Origin of the sequence: Streptomyces sp. NBC_01237 (assembly GCF_035917275.1) — a bacterium.
Lineage (GTDB): Bacteria > Actinomycetota > Actinomycetes > Streptomycetales > Streptomycetaceae > Streptomyces.
In genome coordinates, this window is the sequence record NZ_CP108508.1 from 5,060,737 (window position 1) to 5,082,344 (window position 21,608).

Annotated in this window: 17 protein-coding genes; 6 read left to right on the forward strand and 11 right to left on the reverse strand. The window is 73.1% G+C overall.

Annotated features, from left to right (window positions below; genetic code table 11):
* Positions 1-53 precede the first annotated feature (53 nt).
* The 3 genes from OG251_RS22540 to OG251_RS22550 form a co-directional block, all read right to left on the reverse strand.
* Positions 54-1,022: a DUF979 domain-containing protein gene (locus OG251_RS22540; protein ID WP_326678859.1), complete on the reverse strand. Its 969-nt coding sequence runs from the start codon at positions 1,020-1,022 to the stop codon at positions 54-56.
* The gene (locus OG251_RS22545; RefSeq protein ID WP_326678860.1) at positions 1,019-1,750 is read right to left on the reverse strand and encodes a DUF969 domain-containing protein; all 732 of its coding nucleotides are present in this window, start codon (positions 1,748-1,750) and stop codon (positions 1,019-1,021) included. Before OG251_RS22545 ends, OG251_RS22540 begins: the two co-directional genes overlap by 4 nt.
* A 350-nt stretch (positions 1,751-2,100) precedes the next feature.
* Positions 2,101-2,853: a GntR family transcriptional regulator gene (locus OG251_RS22550; RefSeq protein WP_326681362.1), complete on the reverse strand. Its 753-nt coding sequence runs from the start codon at positions 2,851-2,853 to the stop codon at positions 2,101-2,103.
* Positions 2,854-2,999: 146 nt separating this feature from the next.
* On the opposite strand from OG251_RS22550, the gene OG251_RS22555 reads away from it, so the two are divergent.
* From OG251_RS22555 to OG251_RS22565, 3 genes are read left to right on the forward strand one after another with little or no spacing between them, the layout of a single operon-like run.
* On the forward strand, positions 3,000-3,749 hold the full coding sequence (locus OG251_RS22555) for a LamB/YcsF family protein (RefSeq protein ID WP_326681363.1): 750 nt from the start codon (positions 3,000-3,002) through the stop codon (positions 3,747-3,749).
* A gap of 23 nt (positions 3,750-3,772) precedes the next feature.
* On the forward strand, positions 3,773-4,549 hold the full coding sequence (locus tag OG251_RS22560) for a 5-oxoprolinase subunit B family protein (protein ID WP_326678861.1): 777 nt from the start codon (positions 3,773-3,775) through the stop codon (positions 4,547-4,549).
* Complete coding sequence (locus OG251_RS22565) at positions 4,546-5,457, forward strand: biotin-dependent carboxyltransferase family protein (RefSeq protein WP_326678862.1); 912 nt, start codon at positions 4,546-4,548, stop codon at positions 5,455-5,457. The genes OG251_RS22560 and OG251_RS22565 overlap by 4 nt, the downstream gene beginning before the upstream one ends.
* A gap of 9 nt (positions 5,458-5,466) precedes the next feature.
* On the opposite strand, the gene OG251_RS22570 is transcribed toward OG251_RS22565, so the two are convergent.
* On the reverse strand, positions 5,467-7,758 hold the full coding sequence (locus OG251_RS22570) for a heavy metal translocating P-type ATPase (RefSeq protein WP_326678863.1): 2,292 nt from the start codon (positions 7,756-7,758) through the stop codon (positions 5,467-5,469).
* Positions 7,759-7,997: 239 nt separating this feature from the next.
* Between OG251_RS22570 and OG251_RS22575 the strand changes: the two genes are divergently transcribed.
* Positions 7,998-8,687 carry a copper homeostasis protein CutC gene (locus OG251_RS22575; protein ID WP_326678864.1) on the forward strand — a complete coding sequence of 230 codons (690 nt, stop codon included), beginning with the start codon at positions 7,998-8,000 and terminating at the stop codon, positions 8,685-8,687.
* Between the two features lie 219 nt (positions 8,688-8,906).
* On the opposite strand, the gene OG251_RS22580 is transcribed toward OG251_RS22575, so the two are convergent.
* Positions 8,907-10,979, reverse strand: coding sequence for a HelD family protein (locus tag OG251_RS22580; RefSeq protein ID WP_326678865.1), 2,073 nt, complete (start codon positions 10,977-10,979; stop codon positions 8,907-8,909).
* Positions 10,980-11,395: 416 nt separating this feature from the next.
* Between OG251_RS22580 and OG251_RS22585 the strand changes: the two genes are divergently transcribed.
* Positions 11,396-11,584: a hypothetical protein gene (locus OG251_RS22585; RefSeq protein WP_326678866.1), complete on the forward strand. Its 189-nt coding sequence runs from the start codon at positions 11,396-11,398 to the stop codon at positions 11,582-11,584.
* A gap of 171 nt (positions 11,585-11,755) precedes the next feature.
* Here OG251_RS22585 and OG251_RS22590 read toward each other — a convergent pair whose 3' ends face one another.
* Together OG251_RS22590 and OG251_RS22595 are read right to left on the reverse strand one after the other, a co-directional pair.
* Positions 11,756-13,399, reverse strand: a complete 1,644-nt coding sequence (locus OG251_RS22590; protein ID WP_326678867.1) for a DNA repair helicase XPB — start codon at positions 13,397-13,399, stop codon at positions 11,756-11,758.
* A gap of 244 nt (positions 13,400-13,643) precedes the next feature.
* Positions 13,644-16,157, reverse strand: coding sequence for a helicase C-terminal domain-containing protein (locus OG251_RS22595; RefSeq protein WP_326678868.1), 2,514 nt, complete (start codon positions 16,155-16,157; stop codon positions 13,644-13,646).
* 63 nt (positions 16,158-16,220) lie between these two features.
* Between OG251_RS22595 and OG251_RS22600 the strand changes: the two genes are divergently transcribed.
* A complete protein-coding gene (locus OG251_RS22600) occupies positions 16,221-17,537 on the forward strand; it encodes a hypothetical protein (protein WP_326678869.1) in 1,317 nt (438 codons plus the stop codon).
* A gap of 64 nt (positions 17,538-17,601) precedes the next feature.
* On the opposite strand, the gene OG251_RS22605 is transcribed toward OG251_RS22600, so the two are convergent.
* The 4 genes from OG251_RS22605 to OG251_RS22620 are packed head-to-tail and all read right to left on the reverse strand — an operon-like array spanning position 17,602 to position 21,564.
* Complete coding sequence (locus OG251_RS22605; RefSeq protein WP_326678870.1) at positions 17,602-18,582, reverse strand: ABC transporter substrate-binding protein; 981 nt, start codon at positions 18,580-18,582, stop codon at positions 17,602-17,604.
* A complete protein-coding gene (locus OG251_RS22610; protein ID WP_073718639.1) occupies positions 18,579-19,454 on the reverse strand; it encodes an ABC transporter ATP-binding protein in 876 nt (291 codons plus the stop codon). The genes OG251_RS22605 and OG251_RS22610 overlap by 4 nt, the downstream gene beginning before the upstream one ends.
* Positions 19,451-20,557 carry a FecCD family ABC transporter permease gene (locus OG251_RS22615; protein ID WP_326678872.1) on the reverse strand — a complete coding sequence of 369 codons (1,107 nt, stop codon included), beginning with the start codon at positions 20,555-20,557 and terminating at the stop codon, positions 19,451-19,453. The genes OG251_RS22610 and OG251_RS22615 overlap by 4 nt, the downstream gene beginning before the upstream one ends.
* Positions 20,554-21,564: a FecCD family ABC transporter permease gene (locus tag OG251_RS22620; protein ID WP_326678873.1), complete on the reverse strand. Its 1,011-nt coding sequence runs from the start codon at positions 21,562-21,564 to the stop codon at positions 20,554-20,556. The genes OG251_RS22615 and OG251_RS22620 overlap by 4 nt, the downstream gene beginning before the upstream one ends.
* Between the last annotated feature and the right edge of the window lie 44 nt (positions 21,565-21,608).

The window sequence follows — 21,608 nt, forward strand, 5'->3', positions numbered from 1 at the left end:
GGACGCGAACAGGCACCGGCCCCAGTGGTTCGGTGGCCCGGCGGTTCGGTGGTTCAGAAGGCGAACAGCGCCATGATCGCGATGTTGCAGACCAGCAGCGCGGCGGCCGTGGGGAGCTGTGCCTTGATCGGGCCGTACTGGTCCTTGAGTTCGAGGAGGGCCGCGGGGACCAGATTGAAGTTGGCGGCCATGGGGGTGACGAGGGTGCCGCAGAAGCCGCAGAGCATGCCGATCGCGAGGACGGCGGGCGCGTTGCCGTTCATCTGCTCGATCAGGACGGGCCAGCCGATGGCCGCCGTCATCACCGGGAAGGCCGCGAACGCGTTGCCCATGACGATGGTGAACAGGGCCATGCCGCAGCAGTAGACCACCACGGCCACCAGCTGCCGGCCCTCGGGCAGCACCGCCTCGCTGATCCTGCGGACCTGTTCGCCTACGCCCGCGGACTGGAAGATCGAGCCGAGGACGGCGAGGAGCTGCGGCAGGAGCAGTGCCCAGCCCATCGATTCGAGCATGTTGCGGCCGGAGTGCAGGGGTACGGCGATGCTGCGCTCGCGGAGCACCACCATGCCGACGGCCAGTGCGGCGATGGCGCCGACGCCCAGGCCGAGGATGGTCTCGTACCCCGGTTCCAGGACCGGTTCGCCGCCGATCTTCCAGTCCTTCACGAGCGTCGCGCAGATCATCGCGACGACGGGGATGGTGAGGGCCGGGAGGAACAGCTTGTTGCCGAAGCGGGCGGCCGTCGCGGCGCGCTTCTCGCGCGAGGGGGTGCGCGACTCGCCCTTGCCGGTGAGGCCGAAGCCGCCCAGCACGATCAGGACCAGGACGGCGACGCCGAGGGGTTCGGCGGGCAGGGAGTCCTCGACGACTCCGGTGGAGTAGAAGAACGCGGCACCCAGCAGGCCCCAGAATCCGGCCGAGCCGAAGCGCTTGGGGTTGGTGCGGTCCATGGCCATCTGCCCGGCCATGACGAGGAACACCGCGCCGACGAGCCAGAAGAAGTACTCGGACTTGATCACTTGGAGTCCTCCGTCCGGCGGGCGGCGTGCGCCGACGATGCGTTCTCGGCGGCGGCGACGGCCAGTTCGCGCTCCAGCTGACGGTCCAGGTTGAGCAGTCGTCCGCCGTGGATCAGGAAGGCGCATATCGCGGACGGGATGGCCCACAGCGCCAGGTGCAGGGGTTCGAGGTGCTGGTCGTAGGTCGAGTTGACGAACCCGGTGATCAGCAGGATCGAGCCGATGGCGATGAAGCAGTCCTCACCGAAGAAGACTCCGATGGTGTCCGCCCCCGAGGCGTGCGAACGGACCTTCTCGCGCAGCTTCTCCGGCAGCGGGCCGCCCGCCTTCGCCTCGGCGGCGGCCTCGGCCATCGGGGCGATCAGCGGGCGCACGCTCTGGGCGGGCCCGCCGATGCTGGTGAGGCCGACGGAGGCGGTGAGCTGGCGGATCAGCAGGTACAGGGCCAGGAAGCGGCCGGTGGTCAGGCTGCCGAGCCTGCCGATCAGCGTGCGGGCCTGTTCCTGGAGTCCGTAGCGCTCCAGCAGCCCGATCACGGGGAGGGTGATGACGAAGACGGTCACCGAGCGCGCGGAGGCGAAGCTCTCGCCGAAGGTGGCCAGCACCTCCTGCGGGGAGAGCTTGCCGAGCAGGCCCGTGACGATGCCGGCGACACCCACCACGAGGAGGGGATTGCGGCGGGTGGCGAATCCGAGGATCACCACGAGCACGCCGAGGAGAACGATCACGCGTCGGCCTTCTTCCGCGTATGGACATGCGGGCACAGGGGCTCGCGGGGTCCTGATCAGACGAGGTATCGCGGAGACGTTAGGCGATTGTTGAACAAGCCCACAAGAGTGTGGGGTGCATGGATCGGAAAGCGGGGGGTGCGCTCGGGATCCGCCCGGGTGGGTGGTACGTGCGGGCGGAGTGAGGGGGTGGAGGGAGGCATGAGGAGCCTGGCCGTTTTCCGCCGTCCGCCGTCCGCCGTCCGCCGCCTGCCGTCTGCCGTCCGTCGCCTGCGGCCCGCTGTCCGCCGCCTGCCTTGTGCGGCGTCGGGTCCGTGTGCCGCGTCGGGGCCGTCTCGACGCTCCTCGGGCTAGCTGTACTGGCCCGTGAGCCGTTCCGCGTACGCCTCCGCGAGCTGGCGGCGGGAGTCCTCCAGATAGAAGGCCAGCAGTCGTTCGGCGCCCGCCGCGTCGCCCGCGGCGAGCCTGTCCGTGATCTCCCTGTTGCGGGTCAGGTAGGGCTCGTGGAAGCGGCGCGGGTCGGCCATCACATGGAACGCCAGCCGCAGCTCGGCCAGGACGTTGCGCATCAGTTCGTCGGTGCGCGCGCTGCCGGCCAGCCCGGCCAGGGCCTGGTGGAAACGGATGTTCGCGGTCGAGCAGGCGGCCCAGTCGTCCGCCAGCGCGGCCTTCTCACCGGTCGCCACGGCGGCTTCGACCTCCGTCACGTCGTACGGCGGTTCGCCCAGCGCCCGCAGGGCCGCGCACTCGACCAGCAGGCGTACGCGGTAGATGTCCACCAGATCGTCGACGGCCAGGATGCGGACGAAGACGCCCTTGTTCAGGCGGTGTTCCAGGAGGCGCTCGTGGGAAAGGAGCCGGAACGCCTCGCGCAGGGTGTTCCTGGACACGGCCAGCGCACCGGCGATGGACTCCTCGGAGAGCCGGCTGCCGGGCGGGAAGTAGCCTTGCGAGATCCGGTCACGCAGGATGGCGGCGACGCGTTCGGCGGTGCCGGAGCGGGACAGGGAGGCGCTGTCGGCCGCCAGTTCGGAGAGATCGGGAGTTCCGGTCCGCCCCGCTGCCCCTGCTCCCGCTCCGGTCCCTGACGTCGCGCCTGCCATGCCCCGCCCCTGCTTGTCGCCGTGTCCGCTGTGCCGTGTGTGGTGCGTGTGCGTGCTGTGCACGCCCAGTGAACCGTACGGGCGTCCCGTTCCCCGGACCGGGCCTTGTCAGATTGTTGAACAATCGCTAGCGTGCGCCCGTGATGATGGATCTCAACGCGGACCTCGGTGAAGGCTTCGGGCACTGGACCCTCACCGACGACGACGCGCTCCTCGCCTGTGTCACCAGCGCCAATGTGGCCTGCGGCTTCCACGCGGGCGACGCCTCCGTGATGCGGCGGGTCTGCGACGCGGCGGCGGCCGGCGGCGTACGGATCGGGGCCCAGGTCTCGTACCGGGATCTGGCCGGTTTCGGGCGACGCTCGATGGACGTGCCCGCCGCCGAGCTGACCGCCGAGATCGCGTACCAGATCGGTGCTCTGCGGGTCTTCGCGGAGGCGGCCGGTGCCACGGTCTCCTACGTCAAGCCGCACGGCGCCCTCTACAACCGCGCAGTGTGGGACGACGACCAGGCCGCCGCCGTCATCGAGGGCGTCCGGCTCGCGGGCGGCGGCCTCGGCGTCCTCGGTCTGCCCGGCTCCCGGCTGCTCGCCCACGCCGGGGCCGCGGGCCTGCCCGCCGTTCAGGAAGCCTTCGCCGACCGGGCGTACACCGCGCGGGGCACCCTGGTCCCGCGCGGTGAGCCGGGCGCGGTGGTGCACGACGCGGACGAGGTCGTACGCCGCAGCGTCCGGATGGCCGTCGAGCGGACGGTGACCGCGGCCGACGGCAGCCGGATACCGGTCGCGGCGCGCTCGCTGTGCGTCCACGGCGACACCCCGGGCGCCGCGGCACTCGCGCGCCGGGTACGGGTGGCGCTGGAAGAGGCGGGCGTCTCGGTGCGGGCGTTCATGTGAGCGGGGCGCGTGGGGCGTCCGGGGTGCCTGCGGCTCTCGGTGAGGCCGGGGGCCACGAGGGCGGGGTGCGGGTGCTCCCCGCCGGGCGGCAGGCGCTCCTGGTCGAACTGTCCCGCGGCGAACACGCCGAGGCGTTCCACGCCGAACTGCTCCGCCGCCGCGCCCGCGGTGAGCTCCCCGCCGTCCGCGAGATCGTCCCCGGCGCCCGTACGGTCCTCCTCGACGGCATCGCGGACCACACCCCCGACGCCATGGCCAGGTTCGCCCGCGCTCTCGCCTCCTGGCGGATACCGCCACTGCGCCGCGACACCGGTGCGGCCGTGGAGATCCCCGTCGTCTACGACGGCCCGGACCTCGCCGAGGTCGCCGCGGTCTGGGGCGTCGCCGCCGACGAGGTCGCCCGCATCCACTCCCGTACCGAATTCCGGGTGGCCTTCTGCGGCTTCGCGCCCGGCTTCGGCTATCTCACCGGGTTGCCCGAGCGGTTGCACGTGCCCCGGCGCACGACCCCGCGCACCAAGGTCCCGGCCGGGGCGTTGGCCCTCGCCGGGCCCTACACCGGGGTCTATCCGCGTCCCTCGCCCGGCGGCTGGCAGCTCATCGGCCGGATGCCGGGCCCGGACACCCTGTGGGACCCGGCCCGCGAACCGGCGGCGCTCCTGGGACCGGGCACGCGCGTGAGGTTCGTCGCGGCGGCGGCGGCGGAGACGGGGACGGTGACGGTGACGGGGACGGGGGACGTCACGGTGGAGCGGACGGGCGAGCGGGACGCGGACGTCGGGGCGGAGGCGCGTCGATGACCCAGGTACTGGAGGTGATCCGGGCCGGTGCCCTGACCACCGTGCAGGACGAGGGGCGGACCGGCTGGGCGCACCTCGGGGTGGGCCGGGCCGGGGCCCTGGACGCGCCCGCGGCCCGCCTGGCCAACCGGCTGGCCGGCAACCCGCCCGGTGCGGCCGTCCTGGAGACCACGGTCACCGGCTGCGCGGTCCGTCCGGACCGGACCGTGGTGGCCGTCGTCGGCGGTGCGGTGTGCCGGGTGACGGTGGACGGCCGGCCGGTGGCCTGGGGCGCCCCCGTACGCGTACCGGCGGGTGCGGTCCTCGACGTCGGGCCCGCCGCGTCCGGCCTGCGCGGCTATCTGGCGTTCGCCGGCGGCCTCGTGCCGGAACCGGTGCTGGGCAGCCGCTCGGCCGACCTGCTCTCGGGGCTCGGGCCCCCGCCCCTGCGCGACGGCGACGTACTCCCGCTCGGCGTCCCGGCGGCGTACGGCCCACCGCTCCCCGACGCCGTGCCCTGGCCCGCCGCGCCCACCAAGCTGGTGCTCCCCGTGAGCCTCGGCCCCCGCCACACCTGGTTCACCGACGCCGCGCTGCGTACGTTCACCACCGCCGTGTACCGGGTCTCGCCGCACAGCAACCGCATCGGCCTGCGCACCGAGGGCCCGGCTCTGGTGCGGGCCCGCGAGGAGGAGCTGCCCAGCGAGGGCGTGGTGCTCGGGGCGGTTCAGGTCCCGCCGGACGGGCGGCCCGTGGTGTTCCTCAACGACCATCCGACGACCGGGGGTTACCCGGTCGTCGGGGTCGTGCCGGAACCCGCGCTCCCGGCGGCGGCGCAGGCCGTGCCGGGAACGCGGGTCCGGTTCGTGGTGGGCGGACAGGGGCCTCTTCGTCGCAACGCCCCGCTTCCGCGCCCCCGCTCCCTGTGATCTCGCTTTCTACGATCCCGCCCTGAACCCGCGCAGTCGCAGCGAGTTGCCGACCACGAAGACCGAGGAGAAGGCCATCGCGGCCCCCGCGATCATCGGGTTGAGCAGTCCGGCCGCGGCCAGCGGCAGCGCGCCGACGTTGTAGGCGAAGGCCCAGAACAGGTTCGTCCGGATGGTGCCGAGCGTCTTGCGCGACAGCCGGATGGCATCGGCGGCGGCCCTCAGGTCGCCCCGCACCAGCGTCAGGTCGCCGGCCTCGATCGCGGCGTCCGTCCCGGTCCCCATCGCCAGGCCCAGGTCGGCCTGGGCGAGGGCGGCCGCGTCGTTGACTCCGTCGCCGACCATCGCGACCGAACGGCCCTCGGCCTGGAGGCGCTTGACGACGTCGACCTTGTCCTCCGGCATGACCTCCGCGTAGACCTCGTCGATGCCGACCTCGGCCGCGACCGACTCCGCCACCGCCCGGTTGTCGCCGGTGAGCAGGATCGGGGTGAGCCCGAGGGCCCTCAGCCGGACGATGGCTTCCGCGCTGGTGTCCTTGACCGCGTCCGCCACCTCCAGGACCGCCCGCGCCTCGCCGTCCCAGGCGACCGCGATCGCCGTACGGCCCGCGGCCTCCGCCTGCAGCTTCAGGCGCTCCAGCTCCACCGTGAGGTGGATCTCCCACTGCGCGAGGAGCTTCTCGCGGCCCACCAGTACCGCGTGGCCCTCGACGATGCCCTGGACTCCGAGACCGGGGACGTTGGCGAAGTCCTCGGGGGTGGGGAGTTCGCCGACCTCGGCGGTGGCTCCGGCGGCGACGGCCTGGGCGATGGGGTGTTCGGAGGAGTGTTCCAGGGCTCCGGCGAGGCGCAGGACGTCGGCTTCGGTGGTGCCTTCGGCGGTGTGGACGGCGAGCAGCGTCATCTTGCCGGTGGTGACGGTGCCGGTCTTGTCGAGGACGATGGTGTCGACGCGTCGGGTGGTTTCGAGGACTTCGGGTCCCTTGATGAGGATGCCGAGCTGGGCGCCGCGTCCGGTGCCGACCATGAGGGCGGTCGGGGTGGCGAGTCCGAGGGCGCAGGGGCAGGCGATGATCAGGACGGCGACGGCGGCGGTGAACGCGGCGGTGAGTCCCGCCCCGTTGCCGAGCCAGAAGCCGAGGGTGCCGAGCGCGAGGGCGATCACGACGGGGACGAAGACGGCGGAGATCCGGTCGGCGAGGCGCTGGGCAGCGGCCTTGCCGTTCTGGGCGTCCTCGACCAGCTTCGCCATGCGGGCGAGCTGGGTGTCGGAGCCGACCCGGGTCGCCTCCACGACGAGCCGGCCGCCCGCGTTGAGCGTGGCTCCGGTGACGGAGTCGCCGACACCGACCTCCACGGGGACGGACTCGCCGGTGAGCATGGAGGCGTCGACGGCCGAGGCGCCCTCGACCACGGTGCCGTCGGTGGCGATCTTCTCGCCGGGGCGGACCAGGAAGCGGTCACCGGTCTGGAGGTCGGCGGTCGGCATGGTCACCTCGCGGCCGTCGCGCAGAACGGTGACCTCCTTGGCGCCCAGTTCCAGGAGCGCCTTGAGCGCGGCGCCCGCCTTCCGCTTGGAGCGGGCCTCGAAGTAGCGCCCGGCCAGGATGAAGGCCGTGACCCCGGCGGCGGCTTCGAGATAGATGTTCCCGGCGCCGTCGCTGCGGCCGATGGTCAGCTCGAACGGGTGGGTCATGCCGACCATGCCCGCCGTGCCGAAGAACAGGGCCCACAGCGACCACAGGAACGCGGCCGACGTACCGACCGAGATCAGGGTGTCCATGGTGGCCGCGCCGTGCTTGGCGTTGGTCCAGGCGGCGCGGTGGAACGGCCAGGCGGCGTACGTGACGACGGGCGCGGTGAGGGTCAGCGAGAGCCACTGCCAGTAGTCGAACTGGAGGGCCGGGATCATCGCCATCGCGATGACCGGCACGGCGAGCGCCACGGCGGTGAGGAGCCGCTGCCGCAGGGGCCGCAGCGCGTCGTCCTCGGCGCTCTCGCCGGGCCCGTCGTCCCCGGCGCGTGAGACCGGGGCGGGCTCCTGCGCGGTGTACCCGGTGGCTTCGACGGTGGCGATCAGATCCTCTACGGAGATGTCCGTGCCCCGGTAGCTGACCCTGGCCTTCTCCGTGGCGTAGTTGACGGTGGCCTCGACGCCGTCCATCCGGTTCAGCTTCTTTTCGATGCGGGCCGCGCAGGAGGCGCAGGTCATGCCACCGATGGCGAGCTCGACCTCTGCTGCGGCGCCGGTGGTACGGGCCGCGTTGCTGGCTGCGGGTGCGGCGGGGTGCGCGGACACGGGTTCCTCCCTGGCGTGGTCCTGGATACCCCTAGGGGGTATCTAATGCTGCTTCATGTATACCCCTGAGGGGTGTGAAAGGCAAGTGGTTCCGGGGAGGCGCCCTCACTCGTCTGCGGCGTGCGCTCGCGTATCTTCGCGGTCACGCGTTCACATGGAGAGCTGCGCCTTCAGGTGGCTGACCCGTAGGCTGACTATTGGACTAGACCTATAGCTGTTATCTGGAGGAATGGGGATCCATGAGCAACCGTGCAGTCCTGGAGGTGATCGCCCTCGACGCTGAGGACGCGGTCGCCGCACAGGCGGGTGGTGCAGACCGCCTCGAACTGGTCACCGATATGGCGGCCGACGGCCTGACCCCGTCCCGGGAGACCTTCGCGGCGATCCGGTCCGCCGTGGACATCCCCCTGCGCGTGATGCTCAGGGTGGTCGACGGATTCGCCGCCGGTGACATCGACCTCCTGCTGGAGAAGGCGCGGGAGATGCGGGCGGAGGGGGCCGACGAGTTCGTCTTCGGCTTCCTGGACGAGGAGGGCTACCCCGACCTCGTGACCGTCGAGCGGATTCTCGCGGAGCTGGACGGCTGCCGGTGGACCTTCCACCGTGCCATCGACCGGGCCGCGGACCGCGACGCCCTGCGCAAGCAGCTCGCGGACCTGCCCGGCCTCGACACGTACCTCACCGCGGGCTCGGCCGCCGGGGTCGAGGAGGGCATCCCGACACTCCTCGCCGAGGCGGCCCGCACGCGAGAGCCGGGCTACGAGCCGCAGATCCTGGTCGGCGGCGGCCTCCACCTCCACCACCTGCCGCGCCTGCTCGCGGCGGGCATCGACGCGGTCCACATCGGCGGCGCCGCCCGCCCGCGGGGCTGGTCGCACCCGGTGGCCGCGGCAGCGGTACGCGAGTGGCGCGAGGCCCTCGACGGCTGACGCACCGGTTCCGCTCCTCAAGCGCCGGAGGGGCTTGAGGAGCGGGGCGACTCCGGCCACTTCGAGCCCGTCCGGACCACCACGGCCACCTCAAGCCCGTCCGGCGATTGAGGACAAAAGGGGGCCCGGGGGCGAAGCCCCCGGTTTCGGGAAGGGGCGGGCAGGGGACAGCCCGCCGCAGGCGCCCCGCCCCATCTACCGCAGGCACCCCCGCCCCACCTACCGCAGCGCCCCCGGCAACCCCCCCGCATGCAGCACCGTCAGCCCCGACACAGCCCGGGTGAGCGCCACGTACAGCCGCCGCAGCCCCGTCCGCTCGTCCGGCTCACCGTCGACCACCGCCGCCGGTTCGTCGAGCACCACGTAGTCGTACTCCAGGCCCTTGGCCAGCGACGCGGGCACCAGCGTCAGCCGTGACTCGGCGGTCGTCTCCTCGCCGGGGGACAGATAGGCGTGCCCCGCCGCCGTCAGCGCCTCGGCCAGTGCCGGAATCCGGGCGTCGGCCGCGATCAGCCCGATCGACCCCTCATGGCCCAGCGACTCCTCGCACGCCGCGACGACCGCCGCGTCCAGGACGTCCGCGCCCGCCACCTCCCGTACGACGAGCGAGCCCGGCGACTCACGTACCGACTCGACCGCGGCCAGGCCCGGTGAGATCTCCGGCAGCAGCCGCGAGGCGTACGCGATCACCTCGCGCGGCACACGGAAGCCCGCGGTCAGCTCCTCGACCACCGCGTCCGCCTTGCCCAGGTGGAACAGCGCCTGCGCCCAGCTCTCCGTCGACCACGGCGTCGTCCCCTGCGCGAGGTCGCCGAGCACGGTCGCCGAACCGGTCGAACAGCGGCGCCCCACCGCCCGGTACTGCATCGGGGACAGGTCCTGCGCCTCGTCGAGGACGACATGGCCGAGCGAGTGCGTACGGGCCACCAGGTCACCGGCCTCGTCGATCAGCACCGCGTCCGCCGCCGACCACTTCACGGACTTCACGCTCCGGGCCGGCTTCGCCCAGAGGATCCGCTTCTGCTCGTCCTCGCTGAGCAGCCCCTTGGCGTGAGCGGCCAGGAACTCCGCGTCCGACAGCAGCCGCAGCACCAGCTTGGCCGGGTCCACCGCGGGCCAGATCGCCTTCACGGCCGCCTTCACCGAGGGGTTGCGGGCCACCGCGTTCTGCACCCGGTCGTCGGGAGCCTCGCCGGCCTCCTCCATCCGTACGAGGACGGAGTGCGCGATCCGCTGCGGCAGCGCCTCGTGGGCGGCGCCGTAGCGCATGTCGCGGGCGAGCAGTTCGTCGACCATCTCCGCCAGCTCGTACGCGGGCACCCGCCAGCGGCGCGACCCGCGCACCACCACGACCGGTTCCGTCGGCGGCGTCACATGCGAACGGATCGCCCGCCGCAGCACCTGTGCCATCCGGGCGTCGCCCTTGATGACGGCGGCGGCCGCCTCGTCGGTGCCCCGGACCTCGACGTGCGCCGTCACCAGGTCGTCGACGGTGGCCTGCTTCACCTCCAGCTCGCCCAGGGCGGGGAGGACTTGCTCGATGTAGTGCAGGAAGGACCGGTTCGGCCCGATGACGAGCGTGCCGGTGCGCGCGAGCCGGTCGCGGTGCGCGTAGAGCAGGTACGCGACACGGTGCAGGCCGACGGCGGTCTTGCCGGTGCCGGGACCTCCCTGGACGCAGACCGTGCCGCCCAGGTCGCTGCGGACGATCTCGTCCTGCTCGGGCTGGATCGTGGCCACGATGTCGCGCATCGGCCCGACGCGAGGACGCTCGATCTCCGTCTGGAGGAGCCTGCTGGTCTGCGCGGCCTCCGTCGGGTCGGTGAGGTGCTCGTCCTCGTACGCGGTCAGCTCGCCGCCGGTGTAACCGAACCGGCGGCGCAGGCCGACGTCCTGGGGGTTCTTCGGGGACGCCTGGTAGTACGGCTGGGAGACCGGCGCACGCCAGTCGATGACCATCGGGTCTCCGACGGCGTCGTGCACATGACGCCGCCCGATGTAGAATTGCTCGCCCTCCGCGCCCTCGGCGAGTTCGCCGCCGACGGGGTGCAGATAGTCGAGGCGGCCGAAGAACAGCGGGGTGTGGGAGAGGTCGGCGAGCGCTTTGATGCGGTCGTCGATCTGGGCCTGGAGCACGACGGCGTTGACCCAGTTCGCGGTGACATCGCGGATGTCGAGGGCCTGGACGTCCTCGCGCATGGCGCGCAGGGCGGCGCGGGACGCGGCGAGATGGGCGCGTTCGTGTGCCAGGGGGTCGGTGGTGGAATCGCTTTCTGCTACGTGCGCGGGCACGGTGTTGCCTCCGGCTCTTCAACGCAGGACGGCGGACCGTGCCGCTCCGGTGACGACGGAGTCGGGCGGTCCGCTCTCAAGGGGCGTTCGCATGGGGTACGCGCTGGGACGCGCGTACGGGCTGTCGGCCGGTTTCCGTCCGGCCGGCGGCGCTCCCCCGGCTGCCGGCATGAGGCCGGTACCACGGTGCGGGAGGCGGGCAGACCGGCGATTGTATCGATCACCGCCCGTCCCGTCGAAACGGTATCCGCGCACGGTGTCCGCACGTTCGTGGCCCGGACGGTATCGGCCGGTGGGCGTACAGCGGGTCGGCGACCCGTAGGGGACGGCGTGCGACCGGAGGTCTACCCGTGGGGGCGGCCGGTTCCGCCCGCAGGCCGACGCGTTCACGGGGGTGACCGGAGCACCATGGATACATGAGCACAGTCACCCTGAACCCACGCAGGACCGGCCCCGCGCACGGCGCGACCGCGGCCACCGGTCACCACCGGCCCCACCGTGTCGGCGACGCGCTGCGCGCCGTCAAAGTCTTCGCGCGATCGGCCTTCGGCGTCGTCGTCCTGGGGGAGTACGCGGAGGAGGCGGGAGTCCGCCGCACACGATGAGTACGCGGATCGCTCCGGCGTGCGTCCGCAGATTCCTCAGGCGTCCGCAGATCCCGCAGGCATGAGTGCGAGGCCGCAGACGCCGCACAGCCGCCCCCGTCCCCGCCCTCGCCACCCGGCCGCTCCGTGCGGCCGCCCCCGAGCCGCGGCCCTCGCCCCCGGCCGCGCCGCTCAGTTGTCGGTCAGCAGCTCGTCCGCGTCGACGATCCGGTACGCGTACCCCTGCTCGGCCAGGAACCGCTGGCGGTGTGCGGCGAAGTCCTGGTCGATCGTGTCGCGGGCGACCACCGAGTAGAACCGCGCCTCGTGCCCGTCGGCCTTCGGCCGCAGCACCCGGCCCAGCCGCTGGGCCTCCTCCTGACGTGACCCGAAGGTGCCCGACACCTGGATGGCGACGGTGGCCTCCGGCAGGTCGATGGAGAAGTTGGCGACCTTCGACACGACGAGGACGCTGATCTCGCCCTGCCGGAACGCGTCGAAGAGCTTCTCCCGCTGCGCGTTGCTGGTCTCGCCCTTGATGACGGGCGCGTCCAGGTGTTCGCCCAGCTCGTCGAGCTGATCGATGTACTGCCCGATGACGAGGGTCTGCTCGCCCTGATGCTTGCGCACCAGCGCCTCCGTCACCTTCCGCTTGGTCGCGGTGGTGGCGCAGAACCGGTACTTCTCCTCCGCCTCGGCCGTCGCGTACGCGAGCCGCTCCGAGTCCGTGAGATTGACCCGGACCTCGACGCAGTCGGCGGGCGCGATGTAGCCCTGCGCCTCGATCTCCTTCCACGGGGCGTCGAACCGCTTGGGCCCGATGAGCGAGAAGACGTCCGACTCGCGGCCGTCCTCACGCACCAGCGTCGCGGTGAGCCCGAGCCGCCGCCGGGCCTGGAGGTCGGCGGTGAACTTGAAGACGGGGGCGGGCAGCAGATGCACCTCGTCGTAGATGACGAGGCCCCAGTCGCGCGAGTCGAAGAGCTCCAGATGCGGGTAGATGCCCTTGCGCCGCGTCGTGAGCACTTGGTACGTGGCGATGGTGACCGGCCGGATCTCCTTGCGCGTACCGCTGTACTCGCCGATCTCCTCCTCGGTCAGCGAGGTCCGCTTCACCAGCTCGTGCTTCCACTGCCGGGCCGAGACGGTGTTGGTGACCAGGATCAGTGTGGTCGCCTTGGCCTCGGCCATCGCCCCGGCGCCGACCAGCGTCTTCCCCGCGCCACAGGGCAGTACGACGACTCCGGACCCGCCGTGCCAGAACCCTTCGACGGCCTGCCGCTGGTAGGGCCGCAGCGCCCATCCGTCCTGGTCCAGCTCGATGGGGTGCGCCTCGCCGTCCACGTACCCGGCGAGGTCCTCGGCCGGCCAGCCCAGCTTCAGCAGCGTCTGCTTGATCTGCCCGCGCTCGGAGGGGTGCACGGCCACGGTGTCCGGGTCGATCCGGGCGCCGACCAGCGGCGCGACCTTCTTCGACCGGAGGATCTCCTCCAGCACGGGCCGGTCGGTGCTGGTCAGCACCAGACCGTGCACCGGGTGCTTGGACAGGGTGAGGCGCCCGTACCGCGCCATCGTCTCGGCGATGTCGACGAGCAGCGCGTGCGGCACGGGGTAGCGGGAGTACTCCACCAGCGCGTCGACGACCTGCTCGGCGTCGTGCCCGGCGGCGCGGGCGTTCCACAGCCCGAGCGGGGTCAACCGGTACGTATGGATGTGCTCGGGCGCACGCTCCAGCTCCGCGAAGGGCGCGATCACCCGGCGGCAGGCGTCCGCCTGCTCGTGATCGACTTCGAGGAGCAGCGTCTTGTCGCTCTGGACGATGAGGGGTCCGGTCACGCGCTTCGGCCCTTTCTGCGGGGGGCGGCCACCGATGTGGCCAAACGTCCAGTGTGCCGCATGCGGGCCGGATGGCGCGTGGCTCAGGCCACAGAGCCCCGCCGGCCGCGGGTGGGGAGAGCGGGTCGGCCGTCCGGACCGGAGCGGCGACACCCTGACCGTCACGTGGAACGAGGGCGCCACGGGCTCGGAGACGTACGGGCGCTTCCACCGCACGGCCCCGCGTGCGCCGCACCGGCAGGTGCTACGGCTTCGCGTCGTCGGCCAGTTCCGCCACGCCCGTGATGCGGTGCAGCGGATAGGTGCGGACCTCGTCGGCCGTGTGGTCGTACGCCGTGACGAAGCCGCCCTCCACCCGGACCGGCGCGATCACCCGCTGGCTGGCCGCGCCCTCCGCGTTGACGTAGCCGATCCAGACCGCCGAGCCCGTCATGGCGGCGGCCTGGACCGTGGCCAGGGTCTCCGCCGACGTCGTACGGGGCAGGGAGCCCGCGGCCGTCGGGGCGGCGGGGCCCTCCCCGGAGTCCTTGCGGACGACCGTCGCGGCCGTGTCCCCGGCCCGGATCGCCCGCACCGCCGCGCCCAGCAGGGTCCCGTCCGGTACGGGCGGGCCCTCGGGTACGGGCACGGGGGCCGTCCGGGGAGGGGTGCGGCGGGCGCCCGCCCGGGTGATCAGGACGTCGCCCTCGGCCGACTCGGCGGCCGGGGCGTAGCCCATCTCGCGCAGCCCTTCGAGCAGGGACGCCGGGTCGGTCTGGGCGGCCAGCACGGTCGGCGCGAGCCGGCGCAGCCGCAGGGTGGCCGAGCGCTTGTCGGCGAGGATCTCGTTCAGTACGGCCTCGTCGTCGCAGCGCACGTACGCGGAAGCGGCGCCGATCCGCAGATGGCCGTGGCGCCGGGCCACGTCGTCGATGAGGTAGCTGAGCGGCTGGGGCACCGGCGTACGGCTGTGCGCGGCCAGGAACGCGTGCAGGTCGGAGGCGGCCTGCCCGGCGTCCAGCGCGCGGCGCACGGAACCGGGCGTGAAGCGGTACACCGTCGCGCCGCCCTTGGACTCGACGTCCGCGAGGACCGACAGCATCTCGGCCAGCGGGCGTTCCAGCGGTCCGGGGGCGACGGCCGTCAGGTCGGCCTGGAGCAGGACGTGGCTGAGCGGTTCGGGGATCAGCGGGGCGAGCCGGGCGGCGGCCGCGGCGGGTCCGTCGGCCAGCAGCGCGCGGGCCTGCGAGGAGAGGGCGCCCCGGCCCGTGATGCCCAGCAGTTCCGCCTCGTTGACCGTCCACAGGGCGAGCCGGGACCGCAGGTCGGAGGTGTCCCCCGGCGAGGAGGGCGAGGCTTCGGCGGTACGGGGGACCCCGGGCGCACCGGGGGTTCGGGCGCCTCCGCGCAGGGGGCGTTCCCAGCGCAGCCGGGCCAGCAGTGTCACCGGGTCGGGCGCGGTCCCCGGCGGCAGCGCCGCGAACAGGGCCAGCACCCGGTGGCGTACCTCCGGCGCGGCCGAGCGGTCCAGTTCCGGGCCCAGGGCGGACAGCGCCCGGCCCTTGGCGTCCTGGCCGCCGACCAGACCGGCCGTGCGGGTGGCGGCGAGCCAGGCGGCGGCGAGCTGTGCCCAGCGGTCCTGGGCGGGGAGTTCCAGCCAGTCGTCGTACGCCGGTGTCGCCGCATACCGCTCGTCGCTCTCCCCGTCGGCGGCCAGCAGCCCGGCCGCGTAGGCGAGTTCCACCCAGAACGCGGCGATCGGCTCCGACACGTCCATCGCGTTGGCGGCCCGCTTCAGTTCGCGCACGCTCAGCCCGCCCGCGCGCAGGATCGCGGGGCCGCCGCCGTTCCAGAGCTTCAGCAGGTCCTCGATCGTGGACAGGGCCATGAACGCCTGACCGGCCGCCGCGCTGTCCACGGCCTGGGGATCACGTTCGGCGGACGCCGCGACGACTGGTGGCACCGGCTCCGGTACGCGGTGGGCGCGCCCGGCCCGCAGATGCAGCGCCGCCTCGCGCGGCAGCACGACGGTGCGCGTCGACACCGGCAGCAGCAGCCCCCGGTCGCGCAGCCACCGCACGGGCGGCGCGGGGTTCGGTGTGATCTCCCCGTACGGCGGCCCCCACACCAGCCGGTCCAGCACGGACAGCGCCTCGACCGGGGCGGTGTCCAGGAGCGCCGCCATCCTGGTCCGGTCCGTGAACAGCCCGGCCAGCGCGGTGACGGCCGAGACCGGGTCGTGGGTGGCGGGCAGCCCGACCGCGGTCAGGATCTCCTGGAGCCGGCCGGGCGACATGCCGGCCGTCGCCTCGGCGACGGTCGGGCCGAGACCGGTGGGGGAGGGGTGCTGCGGGGAAGGGGCGAGCAGTTCCCGGGCCGTGCGGACCAGGCGCAGCCGGTCGTCCTCACCCCAGACGAGGGCCTGTTCGCGCAGGGTGGCCAGGGCGGCGGGCAGCGCGGCGGTGATCGCGGTGCCCGCGTCGTCGCGGTGGTCCCCATCGTCCTGGCCGTCACCGGTGAGCAGCGAGAGCAGCGTGTCGTACGGCGCCGGGTCGGGCGCCACGGCCAGCGCCTCCGCGGTCTGGAGCGCGAACCGGTCGAGGTGTTCCAGCGCACGGACGACGGAGGCACGGGTGCCCGCTCTCGTCGCGAGCTGGGTGATGTCGTTCGGTACGGGGCTGAGGAGATCGGGGCGGGCACGCAGCAGCCCGGCCAGCGATTCGTCGCCCCGGGCGCGCAGAGCTTCGGCGAGCGTGCGCGGTGGTGTGGTCGTCCCCATCCGTCCCACGGTAGCCCCTGGAACGCTACCGTCGGGGCAGGGCCGGTAGAGGGGAACCATCGAGTGGGGATCGAGAGCGACCAGCTCGTCTACGACTATCTGAGCCGGGTCGGGGACCTGGCCCAGCAACAGCAGCTGCCGTCGGGCACCAGAATGCGGCTCGTCTCGACGCTGCGGGGCGAGATCGACCGGCAGCGCGACAGGGACGGTACGGACACCCCGGCGTCGGTGCGGCGCATCATCGGCAGGCTCGGTACGCCGGACGAACTGGTGGCCGCGGCGGTCGAGTCGGGCGACGGATCGGTGCCGCTGCCGTCGGCGCGGGCCGCGGCCGATCCGCCGCGCGGCGCGGGCGGCGGTGCGGGTGGCGGGCAGCGGCGGGGCGTTCCCCGGCCCCGGAGCGGGTTGCTCCGCAAGGAGCCGAAAGCCGGTTCCGGGCGGGGCGCGTCGGAGGGGCCCGGCCGCTTGCGGGAGAGCGGCGAAACCCGGGGGAGCGGAAAGAACCGGGAGAGCGGGAAGAGCCACGAGAGCGGGAAGAACCGCGAGAGCGGGAAGAACCGCGAGAGCGGGAAGAACCGCGAGAGCGGGAAGAACCGCGAGCGCCCGGAGAGCGCGGATGCGGCCGAGGAGGCCGTCGCCGCCCCGGCGTACGCCTGGCCGGACCCCTCCGCACCGCATGTGCTCGGCAGCGACCAGCAGGGTCCGTCCGGCGGTGAGCCCGACTGGTGGCGCATCGAACCGGGGCCGTTCGGCGACGGCGAGCGCGTGCCGGGGTTCGTCGGCGGTGTGGAGATCCCCGAGATCCTGAGGCCGCCGAGGCGCCGTGACCCGGCCGAGGACGAGGAGGCCGACGGCTTCGAGGACGAGTACGGCGAGGAGGGCGACGGCGGCGAGGACGGCCGAGACGGCGAGAACACTGCGGGCGAGGCCGGGGAGGGCGACGGGCAGCCCGCGAAGCGCGGTCTCGTACGTCGCCGGCTGCCGAGGCTGCGCCGCCGCAGGCCCGCCGCCGCCGAGCCGTCCGCCGCGGCGCCGAAGGGCCGCACCTCGCATCCGCTGCTGCTGCTGGCCGCGGCCCTGCTGGCCGGCGGCGCGCTGACCGGTTCCTGGCTGGCCCTGGCGGGCGGCTGGCTGCTCGCGTACAGCTCGCGCACCCTCTCCCGGGCCGAGGCGAAGTGGGCCGCGATGGGCCTGCCGGGCGTGGTGGTGGCCGCGGCGGTGGTGTGGGTGTGGGGCCGGATGGAGGGGCGCTGGGGGGAGCCCATCCTTGAGGGCCAGATGCGGGACGCGCTGGTGGGGGCGTGGCCGGTGGTGGTCAGGACGGCGGCGGTGGCCTCGGCGCTGTACCTGGTGTGGCGGGGCCGGAGACGCACGACCTGAGCCCCGCCCGCAGTGTCCGGGCGGGCCGCGCCCCCTCTGCCGGGCGCGGCCCGCCCGAAGGGCCTTACTTCGTCAGGTCGGCCTGGAACTCGTCCAGGATCAGGCCCGCGGCGGTGTAGCCGATGCCCGCGATCCACAGCCGGTCGTCGACCTTGAAGACCTTGCCGTTCTTCGACGCCTTCAGGTTCTTCCACAGGCCGCTGTTCATCGTCTTCGTGGTCCCCGCCTTGCCCGGGTCGCCGTACGTGGACGTGAAGACGACGTCCGCGTCCGCCAGGTCGATCTTCTCGGGGGACACGTCGTACGAGAACCCGTCCTTCGCCTTGTCCGTGATCGCGGGGCGGCCCATGCCGAGGTCGGCGAGGAGCGAACCGATGTAGTTCTGCTTGCCGTAGATACGGATCTCCGCGCCCTCGACGAAGCGGACGAAGTTGACCTCCGTGGCCGCCGCCTTCTCCTTGCCGCCGATCGCCTCCGTCACCTTCGCCACATGGGCGTCGTACGCCGCGATGACCTTCTTGGCCTCGGCCTTCTTGCCGAGCGCGTCCGCGTGCAGCTGGAAGTTCTCCTTCCAGGCGCTGCCGGTCGCCTCCGTCATCACGGTCGGGGCGATCTTGCTGAGCTGCTCGTAACGGTCCCCGTCACGGACCTTGCTGGTGAGGATCAGATCGGGCTTGAGGGCGGCGACGGCCTCCATGTTCGGGTTGGCGATCTCACCGACCTGCTTGATGTCCTTCGTCTCGCTCGCGGGCAGGTAGGAGGGGAAACTGTCCTCCGCCGCCGAGTGCGTCGCGCCGACCGGCCGGACGCCGAGGCTGAGCGCGGAGTCCAGCTCGCCGCTGTCCAGGACGACGACCCGCTTCGGCGCCACGGGCACCTCGACGTTCCCGTTCACGGTGCTGACCGTGTGCGTCCCGCTCCCGGCCGCCTTGGAACCGGAATCCCCATCCCCGTCCGAGGAGCCGCACGCGGAGAGGGCGAGCGCGGCGGTCACGGCGAGCGAGCCGGCGACCAGGCCGCGGCGGTTGCGGAGTGAGGCGGTCATGTCTGGGGAGCCTTTCGGAGAGGGGAGGGGGACGGCGTCCAGGGGGCGCCGGGCACGACGAGCGGCGAACCCGTCACCGGGTCCGGGACGATCACCGCGTCCAGGCCGAAGACCTCGCGTACGAGTTCGGCGGTCACGACATCGCCGGGGTGGCCCTCGGCGACGATCCGGCCCGCCTTCATGGCGACCAGGTGGTCGGCGTACCGGGCGGCCTGGTTGAGGTCGTGGAGCACGGTCACCACGGTCCGGCCCCGGGTGCCGTCCGCCGCCGGGGCGGAGAGCTGGCGCACCAGGTCGAGGACCTCCACCTGGTGCGCGATGTCGAGATACGTCGTCGGTTCGTCGAGCAGCAGCAGATCGGTGTCCTGGGCGAGCGCCATCGCGATCCACACCCGCTGGCGCTGGCCGCCGGAGAGTTCGTCCACCGAACGGTCCGCGAGCGCCGAGACGTCGGTGCGCTCCATGGCGTCCGTGACCGCCCGCTCGTCCTCCTGCGACCACTGCTGCCACCAGTGCTGGTGCGGCTGGCGACCGCGGGCGACCAGGTCGGAGACGGTGATCGCCTCGGGGGCCACCGGGGTCTGCGGGAGCAGCCCGATCGACTGGGCGATCCTCTTCGTGGGGATCTTCGCGAGTTCGGTGCCGTCCAGGAGGACGGCCCCGCCGCGCGGCTTGAGGAGCCGGCCGAGCGCCCGCAGGGTGGTCGACTTGCCGCAGGCGTTCGGGCCGACGATGACGGTGACCCGGCCGTCGGGCACGGCGAGGTCCAGCTCGTGGACGACGGTGCGGTCCTCGTAGGCGAGGGTCAGTCCGCGGGCCGCGAGCCTGCTCGTCGCCTCCGCCACCTCGGTCGGACGGGTCGTCGTGCTCATGCCTTGCCTCCACTGCGGCCGCCGTGGCCACGGATGATCAGCCAGATCAGATACGGGGCGCCGACCGCCGCCGTCAGAACACCCACCGGGAGTTCGGTGGGGGAGAAGAGCCTGCGGGCGAGCAGATCGGCGAAGACGACGATCACCGCGCCGAGCAGCGCCGAGCAGAACAGCGGGATCTGTGCCGTGCGCGTCATCCGGCGGGCGATCTGCGGGGCCAGCAGCGCCACGAAGTCCACCGGCCCGGCCGTCCCCGTCGCCACGGACGCCAGGATCACGCCGAGTGCGACGAGCCCCAGCCGTACCCGCCCCAGGCGCACCCCGAGCGCGGTCGCGGTGTCGTCGTCCATCGTGACGGTGCGCTGCGCGCGGGAGGCCCACAGCACGGCGGGCAGCAGGATCAGCAGCGTCCAGCCGATCGGCGCCGCCTCCTCCCAGCCGCGGCCGTTGAGCGAGCCGGTCATCCAGATCTGCGCCTGCTGGGCGACCAGGTAGTCGCCCTTCGTCAGGAACAGGGTGGTGACCGACCGCAGCGCGATGGCGAAGCCGATGCCGATGAGCACGAAGCGGGTGGCGTGCAGCCCGCCGCGCCAGGCGAAGGCGTACACGAGGGCCGCCGCGGCGACACCGCCGATCACCGACAGATAGGGCAGGACGGTGTAGGAGGTCAGGCCGAACGTCATCGCGCCGACCGTCAGCGCGCTCGCGCCCTGGCTGATGCCGATGATGTCCGGGCTGGCGAGCGGATTGCGGGCCACGGTCTGGATCAGCGCCCCGGCGATCCCGAAGGCCGCGCCGACGAGGAGCCCGACGACCATGCGCGGCAGCCGCAGCGTGCCCACGACCAGTTCGTCCGGCGACGGCTGCCCGAGGACCACCCTGACCGCCTCGGCGGGAGCGACGAAGCTCTCGCCGACACAGAGGTACGCGACACAGATCAGGGCGAGGAGGACGGCGAGGGCGGCCGCGACGACGGCGGCGCGGCGGTGCAGCAGGAACCGTCCGCGCGCCCCGATCCGGACGACCGAGTAGCCGGCGGGCCGCACCGGGGGGCGTACCGGGGCGGTGGTCCCGGCCAGGGTCCCGTTCGTGGTCCCGGTCATGCGGGCACCGCCTTCCGGCGCACCAGCGCCACCAGGAACGGCACCCCGATGAGGGCCGTCATCACACCCGCCGGTACCTCGCTGGGCGGGAAGAGGACGCGGCCGATGACGTCGGAGACGAGCAGCATCACGGGGCCGATCAGGGCCGCCATCGGCAGCACCCAGCGGTGGTCGTTGCCGACGATCGCGCGGGCGATGTGCGGGACGGCGAGGCCGATGAAGGCGATCGGTCCGGCGGCGGCGACCCCGGCGCCGGTCAGCACGGTCGCCCCGATGCCGCCGACGATCCGTACCGTCGCCACCTTCTGCCCCAGGCCCTTCGCCATGTCCTCGCCCAGCGCGAGCGCGTCGAGCCCGCGCGCCACGGAGAGCACGAGGACCGTGCCGAGGAGGAGGAACGGCCAGATCTGCTGGGCCACCTCCGCCTCGCGTCCGGCGATGGAACCGACCTGCCAGAAGCGGAACTCGTCCAGCGCGGACGCCTTCGTCGTGAGCACCGCCATGGTCACCGACACCAGCAGCGCGTTGATCGCGGCGCCGCCCAGCGCGAGCTTCACCGGCGTCGCGCCGCCGCGTCCGCTGGACGCGATGGCGTACACCGCCACGGAGGCGACCGCGGCGCCCGCGAACGCGAACCAGACGTAGCCGGTGAGCGTGTGGATCCCGGCGTACGCGATGGCCAGCACCACGCCGACCGACGCCCCCTGGCTGATACCGAGGATGCCGGGGTCGGCGATCGGGTTGCGGGTGATGCCCTGGAGCACCGTGCCCGCGAGGGCCAGCGACGCACCGACCATCAGCCCGATGAGGGTGCGCGGCACCCGCATGTTCCGGATGACCTCGGCGGCGTCGGAGTGCCCGCCGTGCAGCAGTGCGTCGAACACCTCGGACGGGGCGATGGAGCGCGCCCCCACGGCGAGGCTGAGCAGAACGGCCAGCAACAGCGCCACGACGGCCGCCGCCGTCGCGAAGGCGCGTCTGGAGAGGCGTGGTGCGGCGGCTGACATCTGACCCAATCGGCAACGGACACGGGCGCGCGCGGGACGGGCAC